This window comes from Tardiphaga sp. 619_E2_N8_4 (assembly GCF_051810905.1).
In the GTDB taxonomy this organism is placed as follows: Bacteria; Pseudomonadota; Alphaproteobacteria; order Rhizobiales; family Xanthobacteraceae; genus Tardiphaga; species Tardiphaga robiniae.
On record NZ_JBPWQJ010000001.1, the window covers coordinates 2,601,778 to 2,623,504 of the forward strand.

The following is a 21,727-nucleotide window of genomic DNA, read 5'->3' on the forward strand; positions in this document are numbered from 1 at the left end:
CTTTGTGAGAATTAGGCGGAGAGGCCGCCGCGCGACAGGATGAAATTGGCAGCGCTGGTGATATCGGCAGCGATCCCGACTTTGGCAGCTTCGGCATCACCGATCTCGATCGCCTTGCGAACGTCCGCATGAAACCGAATGGCTTCACCCTTGGCCAGACGATCGGGATTGCCGCGCAGATCGAGATTGATGACGGGGCCAGCCTTGAGCCAGAGCGCACGGATGATCTCGACCAAGATCGGCGACTGCGCGGCCTCGTAAACGGCAAAGTGAAACGTCTTGTTGAGTTCGACGGCGCGCGGCAGATCGGGTGCCTTCATTTCGCTTTCTGCGCGCATCGCCGCTTCTGCGATCGCGATGGACACGAGATTGCGGTCTCCACGTAGTCGCGCTGCCTCTGCTGCGGCATGACCCTCGATAGCGATACGCACCTTCGTCAGATCGCGAAACTGCGTGGCCGACATCACGGGCACGCGCACGGCACGGTTTGCCGCGACTTCCAATGCCTTGTCGGCGACGAGGCGGGATACCGCTTCGCGCACCGGCATGATCGACACGCCGAGCACTTCGGCGGCCGTACGCAATGACAGCTTTTCGCCAGGCGCGAGCCTGCCCGAGATGAGCAGATCCGCCAGTTGCGCATAAGCGCGCTCGCCAAGCGTCTGGCGGTCGAGCGGCTCCACAAGGGTCAGCGCAGTCGGCAGGTTCAACGCGGTCTCCGGGTATCGTCGCGAAATTACGGGGAGGGACTCGACAAAGTCCCTGTCTTTTGCAACTCTAACTGTGATCACAGATCACGGCAAGCGGACAAAGCCCTCTCAACAGAAGAGTGCGGCGCCTGCCGGAGGGGAAACAGCCGCGCCGCGCGGCCGTATCAGGGAGACGAATCTGATGTCGAACACCAATCAATTCACGCGCCGCAGTCTGCTGAAGACCGCGGGCGGTCTGGCGCTTGCGTCCGGCCTGTCTGCGCCCTCGATCCTCAGTGCGCAGACCTCCGATGTTATCCGTATCGGCCACCTCACGCCGCGTACCGGCTTTCTCGGCCCGCTCGGCGAATATGGTGTGATGGCCATCGATCTCGCTGTTGAGGAGATCAATGCCGCTGGCGGCCTGATGGGGCGCAAGGTTGAACTGCTCAAGGAGGACTCGATCAATCCTCAGACGGCCTCGACCAAGGCGGAGCGCATGATCGAGCGCGACAAGGTCGCCTGTATCATCGGCGAAATTTCTTCGGCATCGTGTCTGACCATCGCGCAGGTCGCCACGCGCAACAAGACGCTGTTCATCAACACCGGCGGAAATTCCGATGCGCTACGCGGCAAGGACTGCCAGCGCTATATGTTCCACGTCGAGTCGCAGAACTCGATGTATGTAAAGACCGTCGGCCGCTCGTTCCTGCGCGATGGTCTCGTGAAGGGCAAGAAGTGGTACTCGCTCACGGCCGACTATGCCTTCGGCCATGACCTTCTAAGCGTGTCGAAGCGCTTCATGCAGGCCAATGGCGGTAATTTCGCGGGCGACGACCTGGTGCCCACCGACGCCACGGACTTTTCTGCCTATCTCCTCAAGATCCGCGAGGCCAAGCCTGATCTCGTGGTGATCAATCTTGCTGGCAACCAGATCACCAACTTCCTCAAGCAATATGCCGAATTCGGTCTGACTTTCCCGGTCGGCGGTTTCGGCTTCGATACGGCTCTGGCCTGGGCTGCAGGCAAGGGCAATTTCGTCGGCACCTGGCCTGTGGTCTGGCATCATTTGCTGGACACGCCCGGCAGCAAGGCCTTCGTCGCGGCCTTCACCAAGAAGTACAATAAGCCGCCGGAGAACCAGGCCTGGGGCGACTACATCGCCACCAAGATCGTGGCGCAGAGCATCAACGAGCTGAAATCGGCCGAGTCGCCGAAGATCATCGAGCATTTCGAGAAGGGCGCGAAGTTCGATCTGCTGAAGACACGTCCCGGCTACTTCCGCGCATCGGATCATCAGCTGATGCACGAAATGTATGCGGTGACGGCGCTGCCTGCAGACAAGATCAAGAACCAGTGGGACATCTTCTCATCGAGCCCGGCCGTCCCGGGGCCGGATGAACCGCTCGAAGTGATTGCGTCCACCGCGGAAGAGAACGTCTGCAAATTCCCGAGCTAGCAACAATGTCGGCGTTTCGCCTTCGGGCGAGACGCCGACATTCTGCTCGCGAATTTGCTTTCGTCTCGTCCTTCCGACCCCTGTCAGATGCGCATCAGCGCGCGACTGCGGAGCCCATATCATGTCCGCCATGTTGCTCACCCAGCAGATCCTCAACGGACTGCTTGATGGTGTCTATTATCTTCTGATTGCGCTCGGCCTGTCGCTGATCTTTTCGCTTGGCGGCATCGTGAATCTCGCGCATGGCGCGTTCTATGCGATTGGCGCCTATCTTACCCTTGTCATTTCGCCCTATCTCGGCTTCGGCGGTGCATTCGTCGTGGCGCCCGTTGTCGTTGCGCTGCTCGGTGTTGTCATCGAGCGGACGTTGTTCCGGCGCTTCTATCGGTCAGATCCCATTCTCTCGCTGCTGCTGACTTTCGGGCTCGCGATGGTCGCCGAGCAGGCCTTGCGCATGATCTTCGGCGCGCCGCCTTTGTCCTATTCGATCCCGCCAGCGCTGCGAGGTCAGGTGGCGATCGGAAGCTTCATCTATTCGTTCTATCGCGTGGTGCTGCTCGGCATTGCCGTGGCCTGTGTGGTCGGGCTCTGGGTGCTGCTGCAGAAGACCTCATTCGGCCGCGTGGTCCGGGCCGGCGTGCAAAATCCGGACATGGTCGGAGCGCTCGGTATCTCGCTGCAGCCCTATATGTCGGTCGTCGCAGCCCTGGGTATTGGTCTGGCGGGACTCGCGGGCGTGTTGCTGGCGCCGATCTATTCGATCCATCCGGCGATGGGGCAGGAGATCATCACGCCCGCCTTCGTGGTGGTCGTGATCGGTGGCCTCGGCTCGTTCTGGGGCGTGGTGATTGCTGCGCTGCTGGTCGGATTGGTCAAGGGCGTCATGGTCGGCATCGGCTATTCGGCGGCGTCCACGGCGGCGATCTATCTTTTGATGCTTCTGGTGCTGCTGTTCCGGCCGCGCGGCTTGTTCGGCGAACGCATCATGCGGTTCGAGTAAGGCGATGCCAATGTTGAATCGTCTTCCCGTTCCATTGCTGATCGCGGGCGTCGGCTTGCTCATTCTGCCGCCGATCTTGCTGGCGCTCGGATTGACCGTGACGTCGGCGACGGAGATCGTCGTCTTTGCACTGGCCTGCATGGCCCTGAATATCCTGGTGGGGCACACCGGTCTCGTCTCGTTCGGTCATGGCGCCTGGTTCGGCCTTGCGGCCTATGCTGCAGCGCTGATCCAGCGTAACTGGATGCCGAATTCATTCGTCGGGCCGACGCTGCTTGCGCTTGTCGTGGTGGCCATCACGGCGGCTGCCTTCGGCTACCTGATCCTGCGCCGCCGCGGCGTGTATTTCTCGCTGCTGACGCTGGCGCTCGCGGCCATGCTCTACAGCGTCTCGTTCCGCTGGACTGACGTCACCGGTGGCGAGAACGGCCTTGGCGGCATCACCCGGCCGGCACTGCTTGGCTTCGACCTCGATGCGGGTGCGACCTATTATTGGTTCGTGGCGCTGATCGCGTTTCTCGTGCTGATCCTGTTGTGGCGCTTCCACAATTCCACGGTCGGTTCGGTGCTGGTGGCGATCCGTGAGAACGAACAGCGCGCGCGTTTCCTCGGCTATCCCACCAATCGCTACAAGCTCGCCGCCTTCGTGCTGTCGGCTACCATCACCGGGCTGGCCGGCATTCTGCTGCTCTACAAGAACCGTATGACGTCGGCGGATCCCATTTCGGTGGCGTTCTCTGGCGAGCTTCTGGCCATGGTCGTGATCGGCGGCATGCGCAGTTTCCTCGGGCCGGCGCTCGGTGCGCTGTTTTTCATTCTGTTTCGTGAGTTTCTCGGCATCTATTCCGAGAACTGGTTGTTCTGGTTCGGTCTCGTTTTCGTTGGCTTCATCATCTTCTCGCCTACCGGCCTGATCGGTATGGGCGAGCGGCTGATCGCGCCATTCCGCAAGAAAGTGGAAGAAGACGCGGCAATGTCGGCGCGGCGCATCGAAGTGCTACCACTGCCGGAGTTTTTGCGACCGAAGTCGTCAGTCGACGGAGCGGTACTCGCTGCCAGCCATATCGTGAAAAGTTTCGGTGGCATCAAAGCCGTGCAGGGCGTCGATATCGCCATCGCCGATCGCACGCTGCATGCGCTGATCGGCCCGAACGGTGCCGGCAAGACCACGGCGTTCAATTTGCTGTCGGGTATGTACAAGCCGGATCAGGGAAGCGTGTCGCTGATGGGCATGCCTATCGCAGGCCATACACCGGAAGATATTGCAAGGGCCGGCATTGGGCGTTCGTTCCAGATTACCAACCTGTTTCCCGCGCTCAGTGTTGGCGAAAATATCCGCCTCGCGGTGCAAGCACGGCATCCGCGGCGCTTCGATCCCGTGACCAACGCGCTATCGATTAGCGCAATCAACGCGGAGACCGAAGCGGTGATCCGCTATCTCGGCCTCGCTGGAATCGAGAAGGCAGAGGCAGGCATGCTGTCTTACGGCGGCCAACGCCTGCTCGATATGGGCGTCGCGCTGGCTACAGCGCCGCGCGTCCTGTTGCTTGACGAGCCGCTTGCAGGCCTCGCTGCTGCCGAACGTGAACGTATCGGTGCGATCATCAAGCGCATCTCGACCGATTTACCGGTCCTGCTGGTCGAGCATGACATCGATCGGGTGTTCCAGCTGGCCGACCACGTCACCGTCATGAATGAGGGACGCGTATTGCTGGATGGCTCCGTCGAAGAGGCGCGGTCCAGCCCGAAGGTGCAGGAAGTCTATATCGGGTCGGGCACAACGGCTGTGGCTGCGCGCCCCCGCGAGACCGCGGCGGGGGCGAAGCCGCTGCTGACGGTGAAGAATGTCGATACGTTCTATGGCAAGAGCCATATTCTCAACGACGTCAATTTTACCCTGCACGAGAACGAGATCATCGCACTGCTCGGGCGCAATGGCGCGGGTAAGTCGACCTTGCTCAAGTCGTTGATCGGGATCGCGCCGGCATCGAATGGCTCTATTCAACTGGCAGGCAGCGAGTTGATCGGCCTGTCGTCTGCGGAAGCTGCGCGGCTCGGCATCGGCTACGTACCACAGGGACGCGCCTTGTTCGCAGGCATGACCGTCGAGCAAAATCTCGAACTTGGTGGTCTCAAGCGGCAGACTGGCAATGGTGTGCATTGGACCCGCGAGCGCATCTACGACTATTTCCCCCGCATTCGTGAGCGTCTCGACAGTCCCGCCGATTATCTGTCAGGCGGCGAGCAGCAGATGGTGGCCGTGGCGCGCGCGTTGTCGGGCGACGTCCGCGTCTTGTTGCTGGATGAGCCATTCGAAGGATTGGCGCCCGCGGTCGTGGAGCAGTTGTTTGAAACCTTTGACCGGCTTCGCAAGGAAATTGCCATCATCATCGTCGACCATAATCTCGATCTGGCTTTGGCTTTGTCCGATTCGACGGTGGCGCTGGAACGGGGCAAGGTAATTCATCAGGGGCCGTCGAAGGCCCTGCGTGACGATCTCGATCTGCGCCGCAAGGTGCTGTGGCTGTGAGAACATCAATGACACTGAACAATCGACATGTAGCGATCGTCGGCGTTGGCTTGATCGGACGCGCCTGGGCCGCGATTTTCGCGCGCGCTGGATGGACCGTGCGGCTGACAGATCCGCATCGCCCGACGCTGGATGCTGCGCCCGGGCTTATTCGCGATGAACTGCATGCGCTCGCCCGCCACGGACTTGCCAATGACCCCGACGGCGCCGCCGCGCGCATCTCGATAGCGGAAAGTCTGGCCGATGCGGTGAAGAACGTTTCCTTCGTACAGGAGAATGGCCCGGAGAACGTCGATCAGAAGATCGCCATCTTTTCCGAGCTGGATCGTCTTGCGCCTCCGGATGCACTGCTCGCATCATCCACCTCGGCAATCGTCGCCTCTCGCTTCACGGAAGCGCTTCCGGGGCGCGCGCGCTGTCTCGTCGGTCATCCCGTCAACCCGCCGCATCTGGTGCCGCTGGTCGAACTATGCGGCGCATCCTGGACCTCGCAGGAGACTATCGACCGCGCGCGTGAGATCTATCGCGAGATTGGGCAGGTCCCCGTGACCGTCAACCGCGAGATCAACGGTTTTATCCTCAATCGGCTGCAGGGCGCCTTGCTGGCGGAAGCGTTCCGTCTGGTCGGCGAAGGCTATGTCTCCGCGGAGGATCTCGATCACACTGTGAAGGACGGTCTCGGTCTGCGCTGGTCGTTTCTGGGCCCGCTGGAGACCATCGAGCTCAATGCGCCCGGCGGCATTCCGGATTACTGCGCGCGCTATACCGGCTTCTACAAGGAGCTGGCCGCTGCATCGGCAGGACCCGAGGTTTATCAAAGCCCGAATGTCGACCGGGTGATAGCGGCCTGGCCGCATCAGCCGTCGCCCGATCGGATTGCCGCACTGACGCAACAACGCAACGAACGCCTCGCAGCGCTGGCGGCTCACAAGGCCACGCAGCGTCCCAAATCCTGAACCGTACGATCTCTTAACAGTAAGACGGAGACTGACATGAGCCGCAAAGTCATCATCACCTGCGCCGTGACGGGCGCTATTCATACGCCCTCGATGTCCAAGGCATTGCCGGTAACGCCGCAGGAAATCGCCGACGCCGCCGTGGATGCGGCGGAAGCCGGCGCCGCCATCGTGCATCTGCATGCGCGCAACCCGAAGACCGGGCAACCCGATCAAAGTCCCGAAGCCTTTGCGCCGTTCCTGAAGATCATCAAGCAGCGCACCAATGCGGTGATCAATCTGACCACCGGCGGCGCGCCCACCATGACGGTGGATGAACGCGTACGGCCTGCCGCGGTCTACAAGCCGGAAGTGGCGTCGCTCAACATGGGCTCAATGAATTTCGGGTTCTTCGGGATGCTGAACCGCTTCAAGAAGTTCGAACATGATTGGGAATTAAAGCACCTACAGAACAAGGATATCGTGTTCCGCAATACATTCCAGGACATTGAGTATGTGCTGAAGACACTGGCCGAGACGGGCACGCGCTTCGAGTTCGAATGCTACGACACGGCGCATCTCTATAATCTGGCCTACTTCCTCGAACAGGGGCTGGTGAAGCCGCCATTGTTTATCCAGACGGTGTTCGGCCTGCAGGGCGGCACAGGTGCACATCCCGAAGACGTGCTGCACATGAAGCGCACGGCGGATCGGTTGTTCGGCGACAAGTATGTCTGGTCGGTGCTCGGTGCCGGTCGCAATCAACTGCCGATCGCGGCGATGGCTGCGGCCATGGGTGGCAATATCCGCGTCGGTCTGGAAGACTCGCTGTGGGCGGCGCCAGGTCGCATGGCCTCCTCGAATGCCGAGCAGGTCACCCTTGCGCGCAAGATCGTCGAAGGCCTCGGCCTTGAAATTGCAACCCCGGATGAAGCGCGCGAGATGCTTGATCTGAAGGGTGGAGACAAGCTGGAGGTCTAAGCTATCCCTGGAGGAGGCGGACAGTGCAAGAGATGTCCGCCTGCTCTGCTTTAGGGGAACCCTGCTGGCGAATGCTCGCTTCTGACACAAAGTCGACGGGATGGGTTACCGCTCCTGGCGCAAGGCGGACATTTGGCGCGCTGGACGTTGCGCGGATCGCATACTTTATCATTCATGAATTTGGCATTTCTCAACCAAATCTCTCCGTATGGTTCTGTTCACCATCCGCTTTAGGGAAGTAGCGAGCCGCATAAGAGATGTTGCGTCATGTTCGAAGATCAACTTCGACAAGGAGGCGTCAATGGCCCTTATCATTATGCCGTTTTTGGTGACCGCAGCGGCTGTCGGTATGTTTGTCCTGGCGACCGAGCGCACCGATGACAAACAATGCAGTTAGGCGCGGGGCTGGTCAGATTTAGAAACTTCCGGCTGATCGGAGAGCAGCTGAACAGCCTGCGAGATCAACAAGGCTACATCGCTTAGATCCAGGCGTTGGGCCCGGCCTCGCATGATGTGCAGATCGTTTTTCAACAGAATAAGTTGAGCGCGGCGAGAAACATCATGCATCTTGGGTTCCCTAGCGTGGGAACCGCCCAGCTTCATTATATGGAATGTGGAATAGCGCCGAATTACTGCACATGAATGTTCAATGCATCCCATATGACATCAGATCTGTCATGCAACTTGCTCCGGTCTGATCACTCGCTTGTTATCGTTTGGGCGTGTTGCTTCTGGATTTGGCCGAATTGATAAGGAACGTCGGGGGCTTTTGCCGGTATGCGAGTCCGCCCTTGTTCAAAGCGAAGGGGCGCAAACCAGAATCCCGCTGGCTCAATTAAATCAGATCCAACGCTGGCTTATCGCGAGATCCTTGGTGGCTGTGTCGAGCGGCGCACGACGAGCAGGGGCGCTGTGACGACATAAGGCGCATCGCCGCGGACGCCTTCGATCAGGTCGAGCAGGAGTTGGCCGGTCTGTTCACCCATCTCGCGGTGGCTGATGCGGATCGTGGACAGCGGCGGATCCACCAGATCCACCAGCGGCATGTCGTTGTGACCGATCACTGACAGATCTTCCGGACATCGCCGGCCCGTTTCGCGCAACGCTTCATAGATGCCGAGCGCGAGGAGATCGTTGGCTGCGACGATGGCGGTGGCCTCAGGCTGTCGTGCGAGCAGTCTGAGTGCGGCAGCGTGTCCTGCCTCGCGCGTGAAGGCTTCAGCCTCTTCGATATCATTGTCGGCCGGCGCGAAACCGGCTTCGTGCATTGCCTCCAAGAAACCGCGGCGGCGAAGCGATCCGGTCGATAGCATTTGCGGGCCGGCGAGGTGGAGGATGTGGCGATGTCCAAGTTCGAGAAGATGCGCAACCGCGAGCCGCATGCCGGCCACATCGTCCGAGACCACCGAAGGCACACGCGCCTCAGCTTCCGCGCGATTGACAAGCACGACAGGGACTTTCCAACTCAGACAACGCTCGATCGAATTATCCTTGAGCGCGACATTCGCCAGCACGAGGCCATCCACGCGGCGCGCCACGAGCCGTTGAACGATGTCGTCGGTGCCCGTCCGTTGCGGTTGCGGGTCGGCGACAATCAGCGCGTAGCCGCGCGCCGATAGCACGTCTTCGAGGCCGCCGATGATCGGCGAGAAGACGGGGTTCGCGATGTCCGGGACGATGATGCCGACCATGTTCGAACGGCCACTGCGCAGACTAGCGGCCACCGTGTCCGGGCGGTAACCCAGCCGCTCCGCTGCTTCCAGAATCCGGCGCACGACCGGCTCGCCGATCCGTCCGCGGCGGGCAGGGTCGAGCGCGCGCGACACGGTGGAGGGGTGCACTCCCACCTCGCGCGCCACGTCTTTGATTGTCGTCATCCCTGCCACGATCTCCAAACTAGCTGGTGCGGTTGACTTGCGCAATCGATTGCACTAAATGTGCAATCGATTGCGCAGGGTGGACAGCCAAAAAAATCGCAATGTGAGGGAGTGTCGATGATCATCACGCGTCAGGAGGATGTGACCGACGTTGTGCTTGCCGCGATGAGCGGTGCGCCGAACGAGCGGTTGCGCACGGTCATGGCCGCTTTCGTTCGTCATCTGCACGAATTTGCCCGCGAGGTTCGGCTGACCGAGGCGGAATTCGAGTTTGCTATCGATTTCCTGAACCGCATCGGCCAGGCGACAAACGACACCCATAACGAGGGCGTGTTGTTCAGCGATGCAGTCGGGCTCTCGACATTGGTCTGCCTGTTGAACAACGGCCAGGATGGCGCGAGCGAGACCGCCGCAGCGTTGCTCGGGCCGTTCTGGCGGGCGAACGCTCCGCGCGTGGAGAATGGTGCCTCGATCTTGCGTTCGCCGACGCCCGGTGCACCACTGTTCGTCGATTGCCGCATCACCGACGCGCTGGGAGCGCCGCTCCCGGGTGTCAGCGTTGATGTCTGGCAGGCCTCGCCATCGGGAATGTACGAAAACCAGGACGCGGGTCAGGCTGACATGAATTTGCGCGGCGTGTTTGAGACCGATGAGAATGGCCGCTTCGCGTTCCGCTCGGTCAAGCCTGCTGGCTATCCGGTGCCGACCCATGGTCCGACCGGGGAGATGCTGGCCGCGCAGCGCCGGCATCCGTTCCGGCCGGCGCATCTGCATGTGCTTGCCTTCAAGCCAGGCTTCAAGACGCTGATCACGCAGATCTTTGTCGATGACGACGAACATCTAGAGAGCGACGTCGTATTCGGCGTGACGCGCGCGCTGATCGGCGATTTCCGCAAGGGCGAAGGCGCGCCGCCAGCGCCAGATGTCGCTGGCGAATGGTTCAGCCTCAACTACACATTCGTCATGGAGCCCGGCGAAGCTGTGCTCCCGCATCCTCCCATCAAGTGAGCTCTCGATGTCGGATATTCTCGCGAACAAGGTAGCCGTGGTGATCGGCGGTTCGGGCGGCATCGGCGCCGCGGCCGCGCAAGCTTTGGCAGCCGAAGGTGCCCGTGTCGTCGTGACCTGGCGCTCTGGCGAAGCAGCCGCCAACGCGTTGCTAGCCGGCCTTCGGGGCGAAGGCCATCTCGCCAGACGCGCGGTAATTGAAGATAGCGCAACGCTGACGGCGCTTGCCGGCGAGGTGGAGCGAGCGTTCGGTCGCTGCGATATTCTCGTCAATACCGCCGGCTACACCAAGCCCATTCCGATCGGCGATCTCGACGCGCTGACCGACGAGTTTATCGACGACATGTTCAAGGTGAACTGGCGCGGCCAGTTCGCGGCCATCCGCGCTTTCGCACCGCTGCTCAAGGCGAGCGGCGATGGGCTTATCGTCAACGTTTCCTCGATTGCGGGGCTGAATGGCGTCGGCTCCAATCTGGCTTACGCGGCGATCAAGGCCGGCATCGACACCATGACCAAGTCGCTCGCGCGGGCGTTGGCGCCGGCAGTGCGCGTGATGGCGGTGTCGCCGGGCGTGGTGGCCACTGACTTTGTGCCGGGCCGCGATGCGGCCGCGCTTGAAAAGGTCGCGGGGACCATTCCGCTCAAGCGTGTTGCGACGGCCGAGGATATCGGCCGCGCAATCGCGGCCTGCGCCACCCACCTGACCTATTCCACCGGCTCGCTGATCGTCGTTGACGGCGGCCGAGCGTTGTAAGGAGAGATTGATGCGCCCGATGCTCGACAAGATCGTCATCACTTGCGCCGTCACCGGCAATCTGACGCGGCCGGACCAGACCCCGCATCTGCCAATCACGCCGGAAGAAATCGCCGACGCCTGCCTCGGTGCCGCAGAAGCCGGCGCGGCAGTCGCGCATATCCATGTGCGCGAGCCCGGCACCGGCGCGCCGTCGATGAAGCTCGAATATTATCAGGACGTCGTCGGACGCATTCGCGCGCGCAATCGCAACCTGATCCTGAACATCACCACCGGGCCCGGCGGTCGCTTCGTGCCTTCGCAGGACGATCCCAAGGTCGCCGCCGCCGGTACTACGCTGATGAACCCGGAAGAACGCGTTGCCCATATCACGGCGCTGAAGCCTGACATCTGCACGCTCGATCTCAACACCATGAATTCCGGCGGGCAGGTGGTGATCAACACGCCCGGCAATGTGCGCCGCATGGCCAAGGTCATCCGCGAGGCCGGCGTGAAACCCGAGATCGAACTGTTCGATTCCGGCGATATCGCGCTGCTGCACGATCTCCTCGCCGACGGTACGCTCAGCGGCCCGGCGCTCACCTCCTTCGTAATGGGGGTGAAATACGGCTTCCAGCCGTCGCCGGAAACGGTGCTGTATGCGCGCGGTCTGCTGCCGCGGGAGGCGCATTTCACGGCCATTGGCATCGGCCGCTCCACATTTCCCATGGTGGCGCAATCGGTGCTCGCCGGCGGTCATGCCCGCACCGGTCTGGAAGATGCGGTGATGCTCGGCCGCGGCGTACTGGCGCCGTCGAACGCCGTGATGGTGGACAAGGCACGCCGCATCATCGAAGAACTCGGCGCGCAGATCGCGACGCCTGCTGAAGCACGCGCGCTGTTCGATTTGCCGGTCGCCGCATAACACAGCATTCGAGGACTGAAATGACTGCAGCCGCCAAGACTTCCTCCAGCGTCACCGCAACATGCCTGCGGGTCGCCGCCAAGGCTGATCGCATCGAGAATGTGGCGCTCGGCATCGAGCAACGCACACTCGCCTGCGCCAGGTCAGGCGATGCGCTGGTCGAGATAAGGGCCGCCGCGATCAATCCGTCGGACGCCAAGGCGACGCTCGGTCTGATGCCGCATGCGGTCTTCCCCCGCACGCCCGGCCGTGACTTCGCCGGAGTCGTGATCGATGGGCCGGCCGACCTGATCGGCAAGGACGTGTTCGGCTCGTCCGGCCAACTCGGGATCGGCCGCGACGGCACCCATGCCACGCATCTGGTAGTGGAAGCGTCTGCGCTGGTCGAGAAGCCGATCAATATCAGCCTCGCGGAGGCGGCCGGCATCGGCGTGCCCTTTGTCACCGCGCAGGAAGGCTTTCGCCGCAGCGGCATGCCGAAGCCCGGCGAGACGGTGTTGATCCTCGGCCTGAACGGCAAGGTCGGTCAGGCGGCGACGCAGATCGCATCATGGCAGGGCGCTCGCGTGATCGGCGTCGTCCGCAAGGACGAGCTATATGCTGGCCATGCCCATGGCGAGGTGACCGTCATCGATTCCAGTCGCAATGATGTCGCCGCGACGGTGCGCGAAATTACCGGCGGCAAGTGTGCGGACATCGTCTACAACACAGTCGGCGAACCGTATTACGACGCCGGCACGAAATCGCTCGCGCATCTCGGCCGCCAGATCTTTATTGCCTCCACCAAGGCCACCGTGCCGTTCGATATCTTCGCCTTCTATCGCGGCAAGCACACCTTCTTCGGTGTCGACTCGCTGTCGCTGTCATCGCCGGAAGCCGGCGAGATACTGCGTGAATTGGTGCCGGGTTTCGCCAGCGGCGCATTGAAGCCGTTTCCGATTAAGCCGGACGCGATCTACCCGTTGGAGCGCGCTGCAGAGGCCTATGTCGCCGTGCTCGGCTCCTCGCGCGATCGTCTTGTTTTTCAGCCTAACGGGTGAAGCCATGCATGTTGTCCGCCTGAACGATGCCCCGCGCTACGAAGCCCCTGGCCACAATGACATGCGGATGTTCCGCCTGCAGGGCCGCGACGCCGGGCCGGGCGATGTGATGTGGCTCGGCATGAGCCAGATTCTGCCGGGCGGCGGCATTACGCCCTCGGCCTCGCCGGAGGAGAAGTTCTATGTCGTCCTCGAAGGCGAAGTAACCTTCGAGACGCCGGATGGCATCGCCACCCTCGGCATCTGGGATTCCTGCCGCATCGCGCCCAACGAGACGCGCGCGCTGCGCAACGAGACGAAACGACCGGCGGTGGTGTTGCTTGCAATGCCGCTGCCCAACACCGCCAGAGGCTGAAAGCCCGGCACTTGGTTCTTTAAGGGAGAAAATGATGGATCGCCGACACTTCATGATCGGCTCTGGCCTCGCCGCGACTGCGGCGCTGATGGGCAGCGGAGCCATTGCACAGACTTATCCGAACCAGCTCGTGCGTATTATCGTGCCGTTTTCGGGTGGCAGCCTCACCGACATCCTTGCCCGTTCGGTGGCCGAGAAGCTTGCTGCGAAGTGGAAGCAGCAAGTCATCGTAGAGAACAGGCCCGGCATCGCCGGTGTCAGCAGTGTCGCCAAAGGCCCGACCGATGGCTCGCAGATCATGCTGACCTCAAACGGCCACAGCGTGATCGGCGTGGTCAACAAGAACCTCAACTTCGATCCGATCAAGGATTTCGCTGCGATCAGCCGCGTCGGATCGACGCCGTCCATCCTGATCGTGCCGCCGGATGCGCCGTTCAAGACGCTGGCCGAACTGATCGCTGCGGCAAAGGCCAAGCCGGATTCGCTGAGCTACAGCTCTGCCGGCGTCGGTAGTTCCACCGGTATCGCCGCCGAACTGTTCAGGCATCTCACGCAGACCAAGATGGTGCTGATTCCGCATCGCGGACTGCCGGAATCCCAGATCAGCATTATGCGCGGCGACACCTCGGTTGCCTTCACTTTCTTCGGCGTCGGTGGCGACCTGATCCAGTCGGGAAAGTTGCGCGCACTGGCAGTCACCGGCAAGAGCCGCATGGCGCAACTGCCTGATGTGCCAACCTTCGCCGAGGCAGGGCTCCCCGAATTCACCTACGATAGCTGGTTCGGAATGCTCGCCGCCGCGGCGGTGCCAAAACCCATCGTCAGCCAGATCGCACGCGATCTCGCCGAGGCGCTCAGCGATCCGGCCCTGATCAAGCAGTTCGCCGCGCAGGGCGCCGACATCGCCAGCTCGACGCCGGAAGCGTTCGAGGCCGAATTGCGCGGCGATGCGGAGCGTTATGGCAAGCTCATCGCGATGTCGACGGACGGGGCGACAAAGTAAGAAGGCGGGCCTGCAGCACGCGATGCGTCTGCAGGCCCGTTAGCGCTACTTCGCGATATACGCGTCCGGCGTCGGGCAAGTCCGGTCCTTGTAGGGCACGAGCCAGGGCGCATAATTGGCCTTGGTGATGATCGCACCGGGGATCGTGATCTGCTTCGGCGCACTCTGGCCGCGAATGGCATTCAGGCCGACAGCGGTGGCGACGCAGCCGATCTTGAAGCCGTCGAACTCCGCGATTGCCAGCAGGCTGCCGGCCTTCACGGCTTCGACAGCCTCCGGCACGCCATTGATCGAGACCACCGCGACGTTCTTGCGGCCGGCTGCATTGAGTGCCTCGATGGCGCCGAGGGCGGACGCGTCGGCAGCGGCGATCACGCCGTCGATGGTGCTGAATTGCTGGATCAGGTTCTCCATCGTCTGCATGCCGAGCAGGCGCTGGAAGTTAGTGGGCTGCGAGGCCAGTATCTTGATATTCGGATAGTCCTTGGCCGCAGCGTCGAAGCCGCGCTTGCGCTCGTCGCCCGTGGTCGAGCCCTTGACGCCTTCGAGGATCACCACATTGCCCTTGCCGCCGAGGTGGTCGAACAGGGTCTTGGCAATGTCATAGCCGAGCTTGTAATCGTCCTGGCCGACAAAGGAGAGATAGGGGGCGTCGCCGCCGCGGTCGTTGTAGTTGATGATCGGCAGGCCGGATTCGATCAGGCGCTTGATCGTCGGCAATTGCGCCTTGGCATCGATCGGCATGAACAGCATCAGATTGGGCTTGGTCACGCCGACGTCTTCGAGCTGCGACATGCCTTCGGTGATATTGTTCGGCTTGGTCGGCGTGTAATATTTGACCGTCGCGCGCATTTTCTCCGCAATCTGCGCGACGCCGGCGCGCACACCCTCGAAATGCGGGTCCACCTGGTTCTTCGTGAAGGCTGCAATCACTTCGCCATCGGCGCGCACCGCCGAATTGAACAGGGTGCCGCAAATGACGGCGGCAAGAACGCATCGGATAGATCGGGTGGTTCGCATGATGGCCCCTCTGGTTGTGAATGACGAGACGTGTGGTGAACTGGTGATGCCGGGTCTATCCGCTCCCTGATCGGCGTCGGCTGATGACGAGATCCGCTATGATGGCGACCAGGACGACGGTGCCGTTGACGAAGGGATGCCAGGTCGCTGCAACATTCAGCAGATTGAGGCCGTTGACGATGATGGTGAGCAGGATGGCGCCAAGCACGGTGCCGACGATGTTGCCGTTGCCACCGAATAAGGATGTGCCGCCGACCAGAACTGCGGCGATAGCAGGAAGCAGCAACGGCTCGCCGATTCCGGGCTCGGCGGCATTGAGGCGTGCGAGATAGACGAGAGACGCGATGCCCGCCGTCAAGCCGCTGAGCACGTAGAGCAGCAGCCGACGACGCTCGACCGGGACGCCGGACAGCAGCGCGGCGGTCTGGTTGGCGCCCATGAAATACGCCTCGCGGCCGAAGGTCGTGCGGTGCAGGAGGATGCTGCAGGCGAGACAGACCACAAGCGTGATCCAGATCGGCAGCGGAACGCCGAGGAAGAAGCCGGTGCCGAAATAGCGAAACGACATCGGCATGCCGTAGATCGTCTGCCCGGCCATGAACCAGTAGGCGATGCCCTGCGCCACCCACAGCATGCCGAAAGTCGCAAGGAAAGGCGGCAGCTGCAGGCGGTTGATCATCAGCCCGTTAGCGTAACCGATCAGCGTACCGGCGCCGATGGCGACCGCGACGCCGTACCACGGATTGCCGGTCGTCTTGATCGCGGCTGCGGCGAGACAGGCCGACAGCGTCAGATTGGCACCGACCGACAGATCGAGCCCCCCGCCAATAATGACGAGTGTGAGGCCGGACGCGACGAGAAACAGCAGGCTCGCCTGTCGCAGCATGTTCAGGAGATTGCTCACCGACGCGAATCCGGGATCGACCGCGGTCAACGCGCCGGCGATCAGAGCGATCAGCACGAACCGGCCGAGCAGGGCCGCGGCGTCGGGCGACAGGGACGATGGGCGGATATCGAGCGTTGCCGGGACCGTCATGCCGTACGCCTCATGAATTGTTTGCGCGCCTGGTCGATCAGCAGCGCGAGGATGAGCAGGATGCCGATGCACACGACCTGCAGCGATGAGTCGATGGACAGAATGTTGAGTCCATTGCGCAGCACGGTGATGGCAAGCGCGCCGAGCACGGCACCGAGCAGCCAGCCCTGTCCTTTTTCGAAGGAGGTGCCGCCGAGCACGACTGCGGCGATCGCCTCGAACTCCATGCCGATGCCGACGGTCGGATGCGCTGAATTGGTGCGTCCGATCAGCAACACCGCCGAAAGGCCGATGATCGTGCTGCCGAGCACATAGACGGCGAGGTGCACGAGATTGGCGCGAATGCCGGCGAGACGCAGCGCGTCCTTGTTGCCGCCGATGGCGATCACGTAGTTGCCGAGCCGAGTGCGATAGAGCAGTAGCCACAGCGCGGCATAAAGGGCGGCCGCGATCGCGATCGGCGTCGGAATGAACCAAAGCTGGGAGCGATAGAAGGTTTCGATGGCAGGCGTGAAACCGCCGACCGGATCTCCATTGGTGAGCACCAGCGCAATCCCCTGCATCAGCCCCATGGTGCCGAGGGTGACAACAAAGGCAGGGAGCGACAGATAGGCGATTAGGATGCCGTTGAGGGCCCCGAAGGCAATGCTCACCGCCAGCGTCGCCGTACAAGCGGCGAGCACGCCCCATCCGGCAAGAAGCGCCTCGGCGACGATGACGCCGCTCAGCCCGAGCAGAGCTCCGGCCGACAGGTCGAGGCCCTCGGTCATAATGATGAGCGTCATCGGCAGGGCGAGCATCAGCAGTAGCGAGGTCTGCAAGCCAACATTGATGAGGTTGGTCTGGGACACGAATCTCGGATTGACGATCGTGAACAGCACCAGCATCAGGATCAGCAGGAGGCCGGCGCCGGGGATTGCGCTGAGGAACTGGCCCATGCCGGACCTGCGCTGCAGCTGGATCGTCACGCTCATTGATGCACCGCCAGTTCGAGGATGGCCCGCTCGGTTAGCTGGTCGCCGGCGAGATGCCCGACGATGCGATGGTCGCGCATGACATAGGCGCGGTCGCAGAGCTGAACGAGCTCCGGCAATTCCGAGCTGATGACGACGACACCGGCCCCGCCATCGACCAGTTGATCGATCAGGCGATAGATCTCCGCCTTGGCGCCGACATCGACACCGCGCGTCGGTTCGTCCAGCAGAAACAGTTTGGCTCCCGCGGCCAGCCATTTGGCCAGCACGACCTTCTGCTGATTGCCGCCGCTGAGGGTGTGGACGCTCTGGCGCGTGCCATGGGCGGCAATGCCGAGCTGTGCGATCAGCCCGCGTGTGTCCCGCTCGGCTTTGGCCGGTGAGAACCAGCCGGAGGCGAAGCTGCGCCACAACGAGGCGACCGTCGCATTGTCGCGGACATCGAGTGGCAGCGCCAATCCCTCCCGTTTGCGATCTTCCGGGAGCAGGGCCATGCCCGCACGCACCCGTCTGTCCAGTGTGGCCGGCGTGCGCGATCCGAACAGAGCGATCTCGCCGCTCGCGATTGGATCCGCGCCGAACAAGGCGCGAACCACTTCGGTCCGGCCGGACCCAACGAGGCCGGCAAGCCCCACCACCTCGCCGGCGAGAATTTCGATGGAGATGTCCGACAGTTTGGCCGTGTTCACATCCCTGGCGAGCAGAACGGGCTCGCCGGGCGGGCGCGGCATCCGTGCGAGTTGCGATCCCGATGGTCGCCCGATCATCGCACCGACCATCTCGGCCTGGCTTTTTTGATCGCGCAGCACGCTGGTCACGACAGCGCCGTCGCGCAGGATGGTGATGCGATCGCCGAGCATCTGCACCTCCTTCATGCGATGGGAGATGTAGACGATGGCGACGCGCTTCTCCGTCAATCGCGCGATGGTTTGAAACAGGCGATCTGATTCACGCTCGGAGATCGCCGCCGTCGGCTCGTCCATCACGAGCACCCGCGCGTTCTGCGAAAGCGCCTTGGCGATCTCCACCATCTGCTGCTGGGCTACGCCGAGATCGGCGGCGTATGCGTGGGTGTCGTAGTCGAGGCCGAGATCGTCGAGGATGGTGCGTGCAGCTGCATGCATGGCCGCGGAATCGACGAGGCCGAAGCGACTGAATGCGGCTTCGCGACCGAGAAAGATGTTCTGCGCGATGTCCAGATACGGGATCAGCGAGAATTCCTGGAAGATGACGGCGATACCAAGTGCGCTGGCATCGGCCGGGCGGGCGGCGGCGACTCGCCGGCCCTCGATCTCGATATAACCGCGATCGGCCGCATAGGCGCCGTACAGCGTCTTGATCAGCGTCGACTTTCCCGCACCATTCTGGCCGAGGATGACATGGACCTCACCGGCATAGACGTCGAGCGATACGTTCTTGAGCGCATGCACGCCGGGAAAGGATTTGTCGATACCGACCAGACGCAGGAGCGGCGCATCGGCTTCGCTTCCGGTCGCCCGCGGCGCAGACCCCTTTGGGGCGTGCAGCGTGCGGTCCCCTTGCTCATTTTGATTTTCAGTGCCGTGCATCATTGTCGGCCTCGTTCGACCCGATGACCCGGGGCCGGCGGGAGGTCATATCCGGTCTATTTTTGCACGGGAATGGCGGCGATCATGTCGAGCTCGACACGGGCGCCCTGGGTCGAGAGCTGGTTGATGCAGATGGTGGTGCTGGCCGGCGTCCAGTCGCCGAAATATTCCTTCATCACCTTCACCATACCGTCCTGGTCCCGGATGTCGGTCAGGTACTTCGTCACCTTGACGATGTCGGTCCAGGTCAGCCCTTCGTGATCCAGGATCGACTGGATCGTCTGCATGGCGCGGTGGGTCTGGTCCTCGATCGAATTCGGATGATCGTGCTCCTCCAGAACATGGGGATGCTTGTGATAGAGCGGGGAGGGCGTTGCTCCGGAAATGAAAAGCATGCCGCAGGGCACTTCGACCCGGATCGCTGGTGCATAAGGCATGTCCGGCTTCCGCTCCGGCATCGTCTGGATTTCCTTGACGTGCGGATTGGATGGCGATGTCGCAAAGGCCGGCTTGGCTGTCATGATCATTTCCTCGATGGCGGGCGTTGGTAAACCTCGTGACCTTCTCGCGAGGTGGCATCCGGTCAACCCGTCATGAAGCGTGAGGTCAAACTATCTTTGAGTCAAGATAAAATATCTTGGCGCAAAGATAGATGAATTTGCATATATTCGGTGCCCCGTGCCTATATGCTGATCAGCATGACTACCGATTCGATTGATGAGATCATTGCCGGCTGGAGCCGGCGGCGGCCCGACCTCGACGCCGGTCACCTCGACGTCGTCGGCCGGATTGTCCGGCTGTCCGTGCATATGCGCAGCGCCATCGAGCCCGCACTCGAGGAGCAGGGCTTCAATTGGGAATTGTTCGACCTGCTCCTGACGATCTACCGCCGCGAGGCCGATAGCAGTATCGGTGTTCGACCGACTGACCTCTATGCGGAGTGCCTGCTGTCGTCGGGCGGGCTCACCGCGCGGCTGCGGCGTGCCGAGCAGGACGGCTTCATCGTCAGGCGCCAGGATCCTGAAGATGGCCGTGGTGCGCGGATCACGCTTACGGCCAAGGGGCGAAATTCCGTCGACAAGGCGATTGCCCAGCACTTCAAGTTGTCCCGTTCGGTCGACGAGGTCCTGACGGCCAACGAACGTCAAACGCTCACGCGGCTGCTGCGGAAACTTCTGATTTCGGTCGAGAAGCCAGATCTGTAACGGATCGCTTTGAACGCCCCGCTGTCAGCAAATTCGGATCAGTCGCCGACACTTTTCCATGCCACCGCCGCAGCGTGCGTCAGGTTTGGCTTAGCTTTGTCGGTGCCGTATTCTGACTTCTCTTTTGGCGGTGTCAGAAAGATCTGATGAACGTGTCCTGGTCGGCAGCTTGATCGCGGCGACAGAATCGCGCGCAAGCAAAACCGGCTTCAGCACGATCCGATCGTTTTGAACCGGCGTTCCCTTGATCATCGCAATAAGGATGTGAGACGCCTGCGTTCCCAGCTCCGCAGTTGGCGTACTGATGGTCGTCAGTGCCGGTGCTATCGCATCCATGAACAGCATGTCGTTCATGCCGACCAGCGAGATGCTGCCGGGACATGAAATGCCCCTGTTTCTCAGGTGCCGAAGGCAGCCTACGGCCAGCATGTCGTTGCCGGCCACAATTGCCGTAATATTGGGATTCTCCGCTAGCAAACGTTCGCAAGCGAACTCACCTTCCTCGACCGTAAAGGCCTCACCGAAGACGGCAGTGGGCGCTACTCCCTCTTGAGCCAGGGCTTTGCAAGCGCGCCGGAAGCCGCGATAGCGGTGGTAACCCGTCGACACGTTTTGCGGGCCGCCGACATGAGCAATCTGCGTGTGCCCGCGTTCGGCGAGATGATGAACCGCCAGTTCCATTGCCTTCGCGTCATCGACCCGGACGCTCGGTATGAATTCGCTTTCAGGATCGCGAAACACTGCGACCACGGGGATGTTGGCCTCGACGCAGGCCGCAATACCAGGATCGTTTCGCTCGAAGGTCGCGACGATCAGCCCCTCGACGCCTTGCTGGATGAAACGATCGATCAGCGCGGCCTGCCTGAGCGGATGGTTGTCGGTATTGCCGACGATGGTGACGTATCCAATCTCGGCGAACCGATCCTCAATCGCCCGCACTATGGGGGGATGGACGGGGTCACCAAGGTTCGAAACAATAACGCCGACGGTGCGAGATCGCTGGGTCCGAAGCGCCGATGCCATGGCGTTGGCCCGATATCCCAGCTTCTTTGCGCAGGCCTCGACGCGCTCGATCATTTCTGGGGAGATCAGGTGGCGCTTCTCGGGATTGAGCCCGCGCGACACCGTTGACCAATGGACGCCAGCACACTTCGCGACATCAATGATTGTCTTACGCGACGACCGCTCCTGAAGCGCGGGTGACGTCTTCTTGGTATTCTTGGTTTTTTTGGGCATCGCCATCCAGCCTGCTCGCGCGCGTCGTCGTATCCGCTAACGATCACGTGAGAATGCCTCATCTTGCACAAATTGACAAACGTGTGCAGAGTTTCTTGACAAACGTGTGCACGGGAATGATGGTAGCGAAAATCCGCTGCATGCCTTGGTGCA

General features: G+C 61.8%; 21 protein-coding genes. 12 read left to right on the top strand and 9 right to left on the bottom strand.

Annotated elements, in window-relative coordinates; all coding sequences use genetic code 11:
* Positions 1-11: 11 nt before the first annotated feature.
* Positions 12-710, bottom strand: coding sequence for a GntR family transcriptional regulator (locus AB8A23_RS12430; protein WP_439059582.1), 699 nt, complete (start codon positions 708-710; stop codon positions 12-14).
* A 181-nt stretch (positions 711-891) separates the two neighbouring features.
* On the opposite strand from AB8A23_RS12430, the gene AB8A23_RS12435 reads away from it, so the two are divergent.
* The 5 genes from AB8A23_RS12435 (at position 892) to AB8A23_RS12455 (ending at position 7,594) form a co-directional block, all read left to right on the top strand.
* Positions 892-2,148 (top strand): ABC transporter substrate-binding protein, encoded by a 1,257-nt coding sequence (locus tag AB8A23_RS12435; protein ID WP_439059581.1) that lies wholly within the window; start codon positions 892-894, stop codon positions 2,146-2,148.
* A gap of 121 nt (positions 2,149-2,269) precedes the next feature.
* Positions 2,270-3,148 (top strand): branched-chain amino acid ABC transporter permease, encoded by an 879-nt coding sequence (locus tag AB8A23_RS12440; RefSeq protein WP_068734877.1) that lies wholly within the window; start codon positions 2,270-2,272, stop codon positions 3,146-3,148.
* A 10-nt stretch (positions 3,149-3,158) separates the two neighbouring features.
* Positions 3,159-5,678: a branched-chain amino acid ABC transporter ATP-binding protein/permease gene (locus AB8A23_RS12445; protein ID WP_439059580.1), complete on the top strand. Its 2,520-nt coding sequence runs from the start codon at positions 3,159-3,161 to the stop codon at positions 5,676-5,678.
* 8 nt (positions 5,679-5,686) lie between these two features.
* Positions 5,687-6,634, top strand: a complete 948-nt coding sequence (locus AB8A23_RS12450; RefSeq protein ID WP_175366268.1) for a 3-hydroxyacyl-CoA dehydrogenase — start codon at positions 5,687-5,689, stop codon at positions 6,632-6,634.
* A 36-nt stretch (positions 6,635-6,670) separates the two neighbouring features.
* Entirely contained in the window at positions 6,671-7,594 is a 924-nt protein-coding gene (locus AB8A23_RS12455) for a 3-keto-5-aminohexanoate cleavage protein (RefSeq protein WP_068734883.1), read from the top strand.
* A 393-nt stretch (positions 7,595-7,987) separates the two neighbouring features.
* On the opposite strand, the gene AB8A23_RS12460 is transcribed toward AB8A23_RS12455, so the two are convergent.
* Positions 7,988-8,161 carry a hypothetical protein gene (locus AB8A23_RS12460; RefSeq protein WP_158596890.1) on the bottom strand — a complete coding sequence of 58 codons (174 nt, stop codon included), beginning with the start codon at positions 8,159-8,161 and terminating at the stop codon, positions 7,988-7,990.
* A 290-nt stretch (positions 8,162-8,451) separates the two neighbouring features.
* Positions 8,452-9,471 carry a LacI family DNA-binding transcriptional regulator gene (locus AB8A23_RS12465; protein ID WP_184519810.1) on the bottom strand — a complete coding sequence of 340 codons (1,020 nt, stop codon included), beginning with the start codon at positions 9,469-9,471 and terminating at the stop codon, positions 8,452-8,454.
* Positions 9,472-9,588: 117 nt separating this feature from the next.
* Between AB8A23_RS12465 and AB8A23_RS12470 the strand changes: the two genes are divergently transcribed.
* The 6 genes from AB8A23_RS12470 to AB8A23_RS12495 are packed head-to-tail and all read left to right on the top strand — an operon-like array spanning position 9,589 to position 14,535.
* On the top strand, positions 9,589-10,479 hold the full coding sequence (locus AB8A23_RS12470; RefSeq protein ID WP_439059579.1) for a dioxygenase: 891 nt from the start codon (positions 9,589-9,591) through the stop codon (positions 10,477-10,479).
* Positions 10,480-10,486: 7 nt separating this feature from the next.
* Entirely contained in the window at positions 10,487-11,233 is a 747-nt protein-coding gene (locus AB8A23_RS12475) for an SDR family NAD(P)-dependent oxidoreductase (protein WP_439059578.1), read from the top strand.
* Between the two features lie 19 nt (positions 11,234-11,252).
* Positions 11,253-12,137, top strand: a complete 885-nt coding sequence (locus AB8A23_RS12480) for a 3-keto-5-aminohexanoate cleavage protein (protein ID WP_439060531.1) — start codon at positions 11,253-11,255, stop codon at positions 12,135-12,137.
* A 20-nt stretch (positions 12,138-12,157) separates the two neighbouring features.
* Entirely contained in the window at positions 12,158-13,177 is a 1,020-nt protein-coding gene (locus tag AB8A23_RS12485; protein WP_439059577.1) for a quinone oxidoreductase family protein, read from the top strand.
* A 4-nt stretch (positions 13,178-13,181) separates the two neighbouring features.
* Entirely contained in the window at positions 13,182-13,532 is a 351-nt protein-coding gene (locus tag AB8A23_RS12490; protein WP_089265520.1) for a cupin domain-containing protein, read from the top strand.
* 34 nt (positions 13,533-13,566) lie between these two features.
* Positions 13,567-14,535, top strand: a complete 969-nt coding sequence (locus AB8A23_RS12495) for a Bug family tripartite tricarboxylate transporter substrate binding protein (RefSeq protein WP_175366263.1) — start codon at positions 13,567-13,569, stop codon at positions 14,533-14,535.
* 45 nt (positions 14,536-14,580) lie between these two features.
* Here AB8A23_RS12495 and AB8A23_RS12500 read toward each other — a convergent pair whose 3' ends face one another.
* The 5 genes from AB8A23_RS12500 to AB8A23_RS12520 are packed head-to-tail and all read right to left on the bottom strand — an operon-like array spanning position 14,581 to position 19,654.
* On the bottom strand, positions 14,581-15,555 hold the full coding sequence (locus tag AB8A23_RS12500) for a sugar ABC transporter substrate-binding protein (RefSeq protein ID WP_439059576.1): 975 nt from the start codon (positions 15,553-15,555) through the stop codon (positions 14,581-14,583).
* Positions 15,556-15,610: 55 nt separating this feature from the next.
* Positions 15,611-16,591 (bottom strand): ABC transporter permease, encoded by a 981-nt coding sequence (locus AB8A23_RS12505; RefSeq protein ID WP_439059575.1) that lies wholly within the window; start codon positions 16,589-16,591, stop codon positions 15,611-15,613.
* A complete protein-coding gene (locus tag AB8A23_RS12510) occupies positions 16,588-17,565 on the bottom strand; it encodes an ABC transporter permease (protein ID WP_439059574.1) in 978 nt (325 codons plus the stop codon). The genes AB8A23_RS12505 and AB8A23_RS12510 overlap by 4 nt, the downstream gene beginning before the upstream one ends.
* Positions 17,562-19,133, bottom strand: a complete 1,572-nt coding sequence (locus AB8A23_RS12515; RefSeq protein ID WP_439060530.1) for a sugar ABC transporter ATP-binding protein — start codon at positions 19,131-19,133, stop codon at positions 17,562-17,564. The genes AB8A23_RS12510 and AB8A23_RS12515 overlap by 4 nt, the downstream gene beginning before the upstream one ends.
* 56 nt (positions 19,134-19,189) lie before the next feature.
* Positions 19,190-19,654 (bottom strand): RidA family protein, encoded by a 465-nt coding sequence (locus AB8A23_RS12520; RefSeq protein WP_158596893.1) that lies wholly within the window; start codon positions 19,652-19,654, stop codon positions 19,190-19,192.
* Positions 19,655-19,831: 177 nt separating this feature from the next.
* Between AB8A23_RS12520 and AB8A23_RS12525 the strand changes: the two genes are divergently transcribed.
* Complete coding sequence (locus AB8A23_RS12525; protein WP_315843371.1) at positions 19,832-20,338, top strand: MarR family winged helix-turn-helix transcriptional regulator; 507 nt, start codon at positions 19,832-19,834, stop codon at positions 20,336-20,338.
* Positions 20,339-20,428: 90 nt separating this feature from the next.
* Here AB8A23_RS12525 and AB8A23_RS12530 read toward each other — a convergent pair whose 3' ends face one another.
* Positions 20,429-21,580 (bottom strand): LacI family DNA-binding transcriptional regulator, encoded by a 1,152-nt coding sequence (locus AB8A23_RS12530; RefSeq protein ID WP_439059573.1) that lies wholly within the window; start codon positions 21,578-21,580, stop codon positions 20,429-20,431.
* Positions 21,581-21,727: the final 147 nt, after the last annotated feature.

Coding starts and splice junctions, on each gene's coding strand:
- AB8A23_RS12500 (WP_439059576.1), bottom strand. CDS start 15,555: ATGCGAACCACCCGATCTATCCGATGCGTTCTTGCCGCCGTCATTTGC.
- AB8A23_RS12495 (WP_175366263.1), top strand. CDS start 13,567: ATGGATCGCCGACACTTCATGATCGGCTCTGGCCTCGCCGCGACTGCG.
- AB8A23_RS12520 (WP_158596893.1), bottom strand. CDS start 19,654: ATGACAGCCAAGCCGGCCTTTGCGACATCGCCATCCAATCCGCACGTC.
- AB8A23_RS12465 (WP_184519810.1), bottom strand. CDS start 9,471: ATGACGACAATCAAAGACGTGGCGCGCGAGGTGGGAGTGCACCCCTCC.
- AB8A23_RS12485 (WP_439059577.1), top strand. CDS start 12,158: ATGACTGCAGCCGCCAAGACTTCCTCCAGCGTCACCGCAACATGCCTG.
- AB8A23_RS12530 (WP_439059573.1), bottom strand. CDS start 21,580: ATGGCGATGCCCAAAAAAACCAAGAATACCAAGAAGACGTCACCCGCG.
- AB8A23_RS12460 (WP_158596890.1), bottom strand. CDS start 8,161: ATGCATGATGTTTCTCGCCGCGCTCAACTTATTCTGTTGAAAAACGAT.
- AB8A23_RS12525 (WP_315843371.1), top strand. CDS start 19,832: ATGACTACCGATTCGATTGATGAGATCATTGCCGGCTGGAGCCGGCGG.
- AB8A23_RS12470 (WP_439059579.1), top strand. CDS start 9,589: ATGATCATCACGCGTCAGGAGGATGTGACCGACGTTGTGCTTGCCGCG.
- AB8A23_RS12505 (WP_439059575.1), bottom strand. CDS start 16,591: ATGACGGTCCCGGCAACGCTCGATATCCGCCCATCGTCCCTGTCGCCC.
- AB8A23_RS12480 (WP_439060531.1), top strand. CDS start 11,253: ATGCTCGACAAGATCGTCATCACTTGCGCCGTCACCGGCAATCTGACG.
- AB8A23_RS12445 (WP_439059580.1), top strand. CDS start 3,159: ATGTTGAATCGTCTTCCCGTTCCATTGCTGATCGCGGGCGTCGGCTTG.
- AB8A23_RS12475 (WP_439059578.1), top strand. CDS start 10,487: ATGTCGGATATTCTCGCGAACAAGGTAGCCGTGGTGATCGGCGGTTCG.
- AB8A23_RS12515 (WP_439060530.1), bottom strand. CDS start 19,133: ATGCACGGCACTGAAAATCAAAATGAGCAAGGGGACCGCACGCTGCAC.
- AB8A23_RS12455 (WP_068734883.1), top strand. CDS start 6,671: ATGAGCCGCAAAGTCATCATCACCTGCGCCGTGACGGGCGCTATTCAT.
- AB8A23_RS12450 (WP_175366268.1), top strand. CDS start 5,687: ATGACACTGAACAATCGACATGTAGCGATCGTCGGCGTTGGCTTGATC.
- AB8A23_RS12490 (WP_089265520.1), top strand. CDS start 13,182: ATGCATGTTGTCCGCCTGAACGATGCCCCGCGCTACGAAGCCCCTGGC.
- AB8A23_RS12440 (WP_068734877.1), top strand. CDS start 2,270: ATGTCCGCCATGTTGCTCACCCAGCAGATCCTCAACGGACTGCTTGAT.
- AB8A23_RS12435 (WP_439059581.1), top strand. CDS start 892: ATGTCGAACACCAATCAATTCACGCGCCGCAGTCTGCTGAAGACCGCG.
- AB8A23_RS12510 (WP_439059574.1), bottom strand. CDS start 17,565: ATGAGCGTGACGATCCAGCTGCAGCGCAGGTCCGGCATGGGCCAGTTC.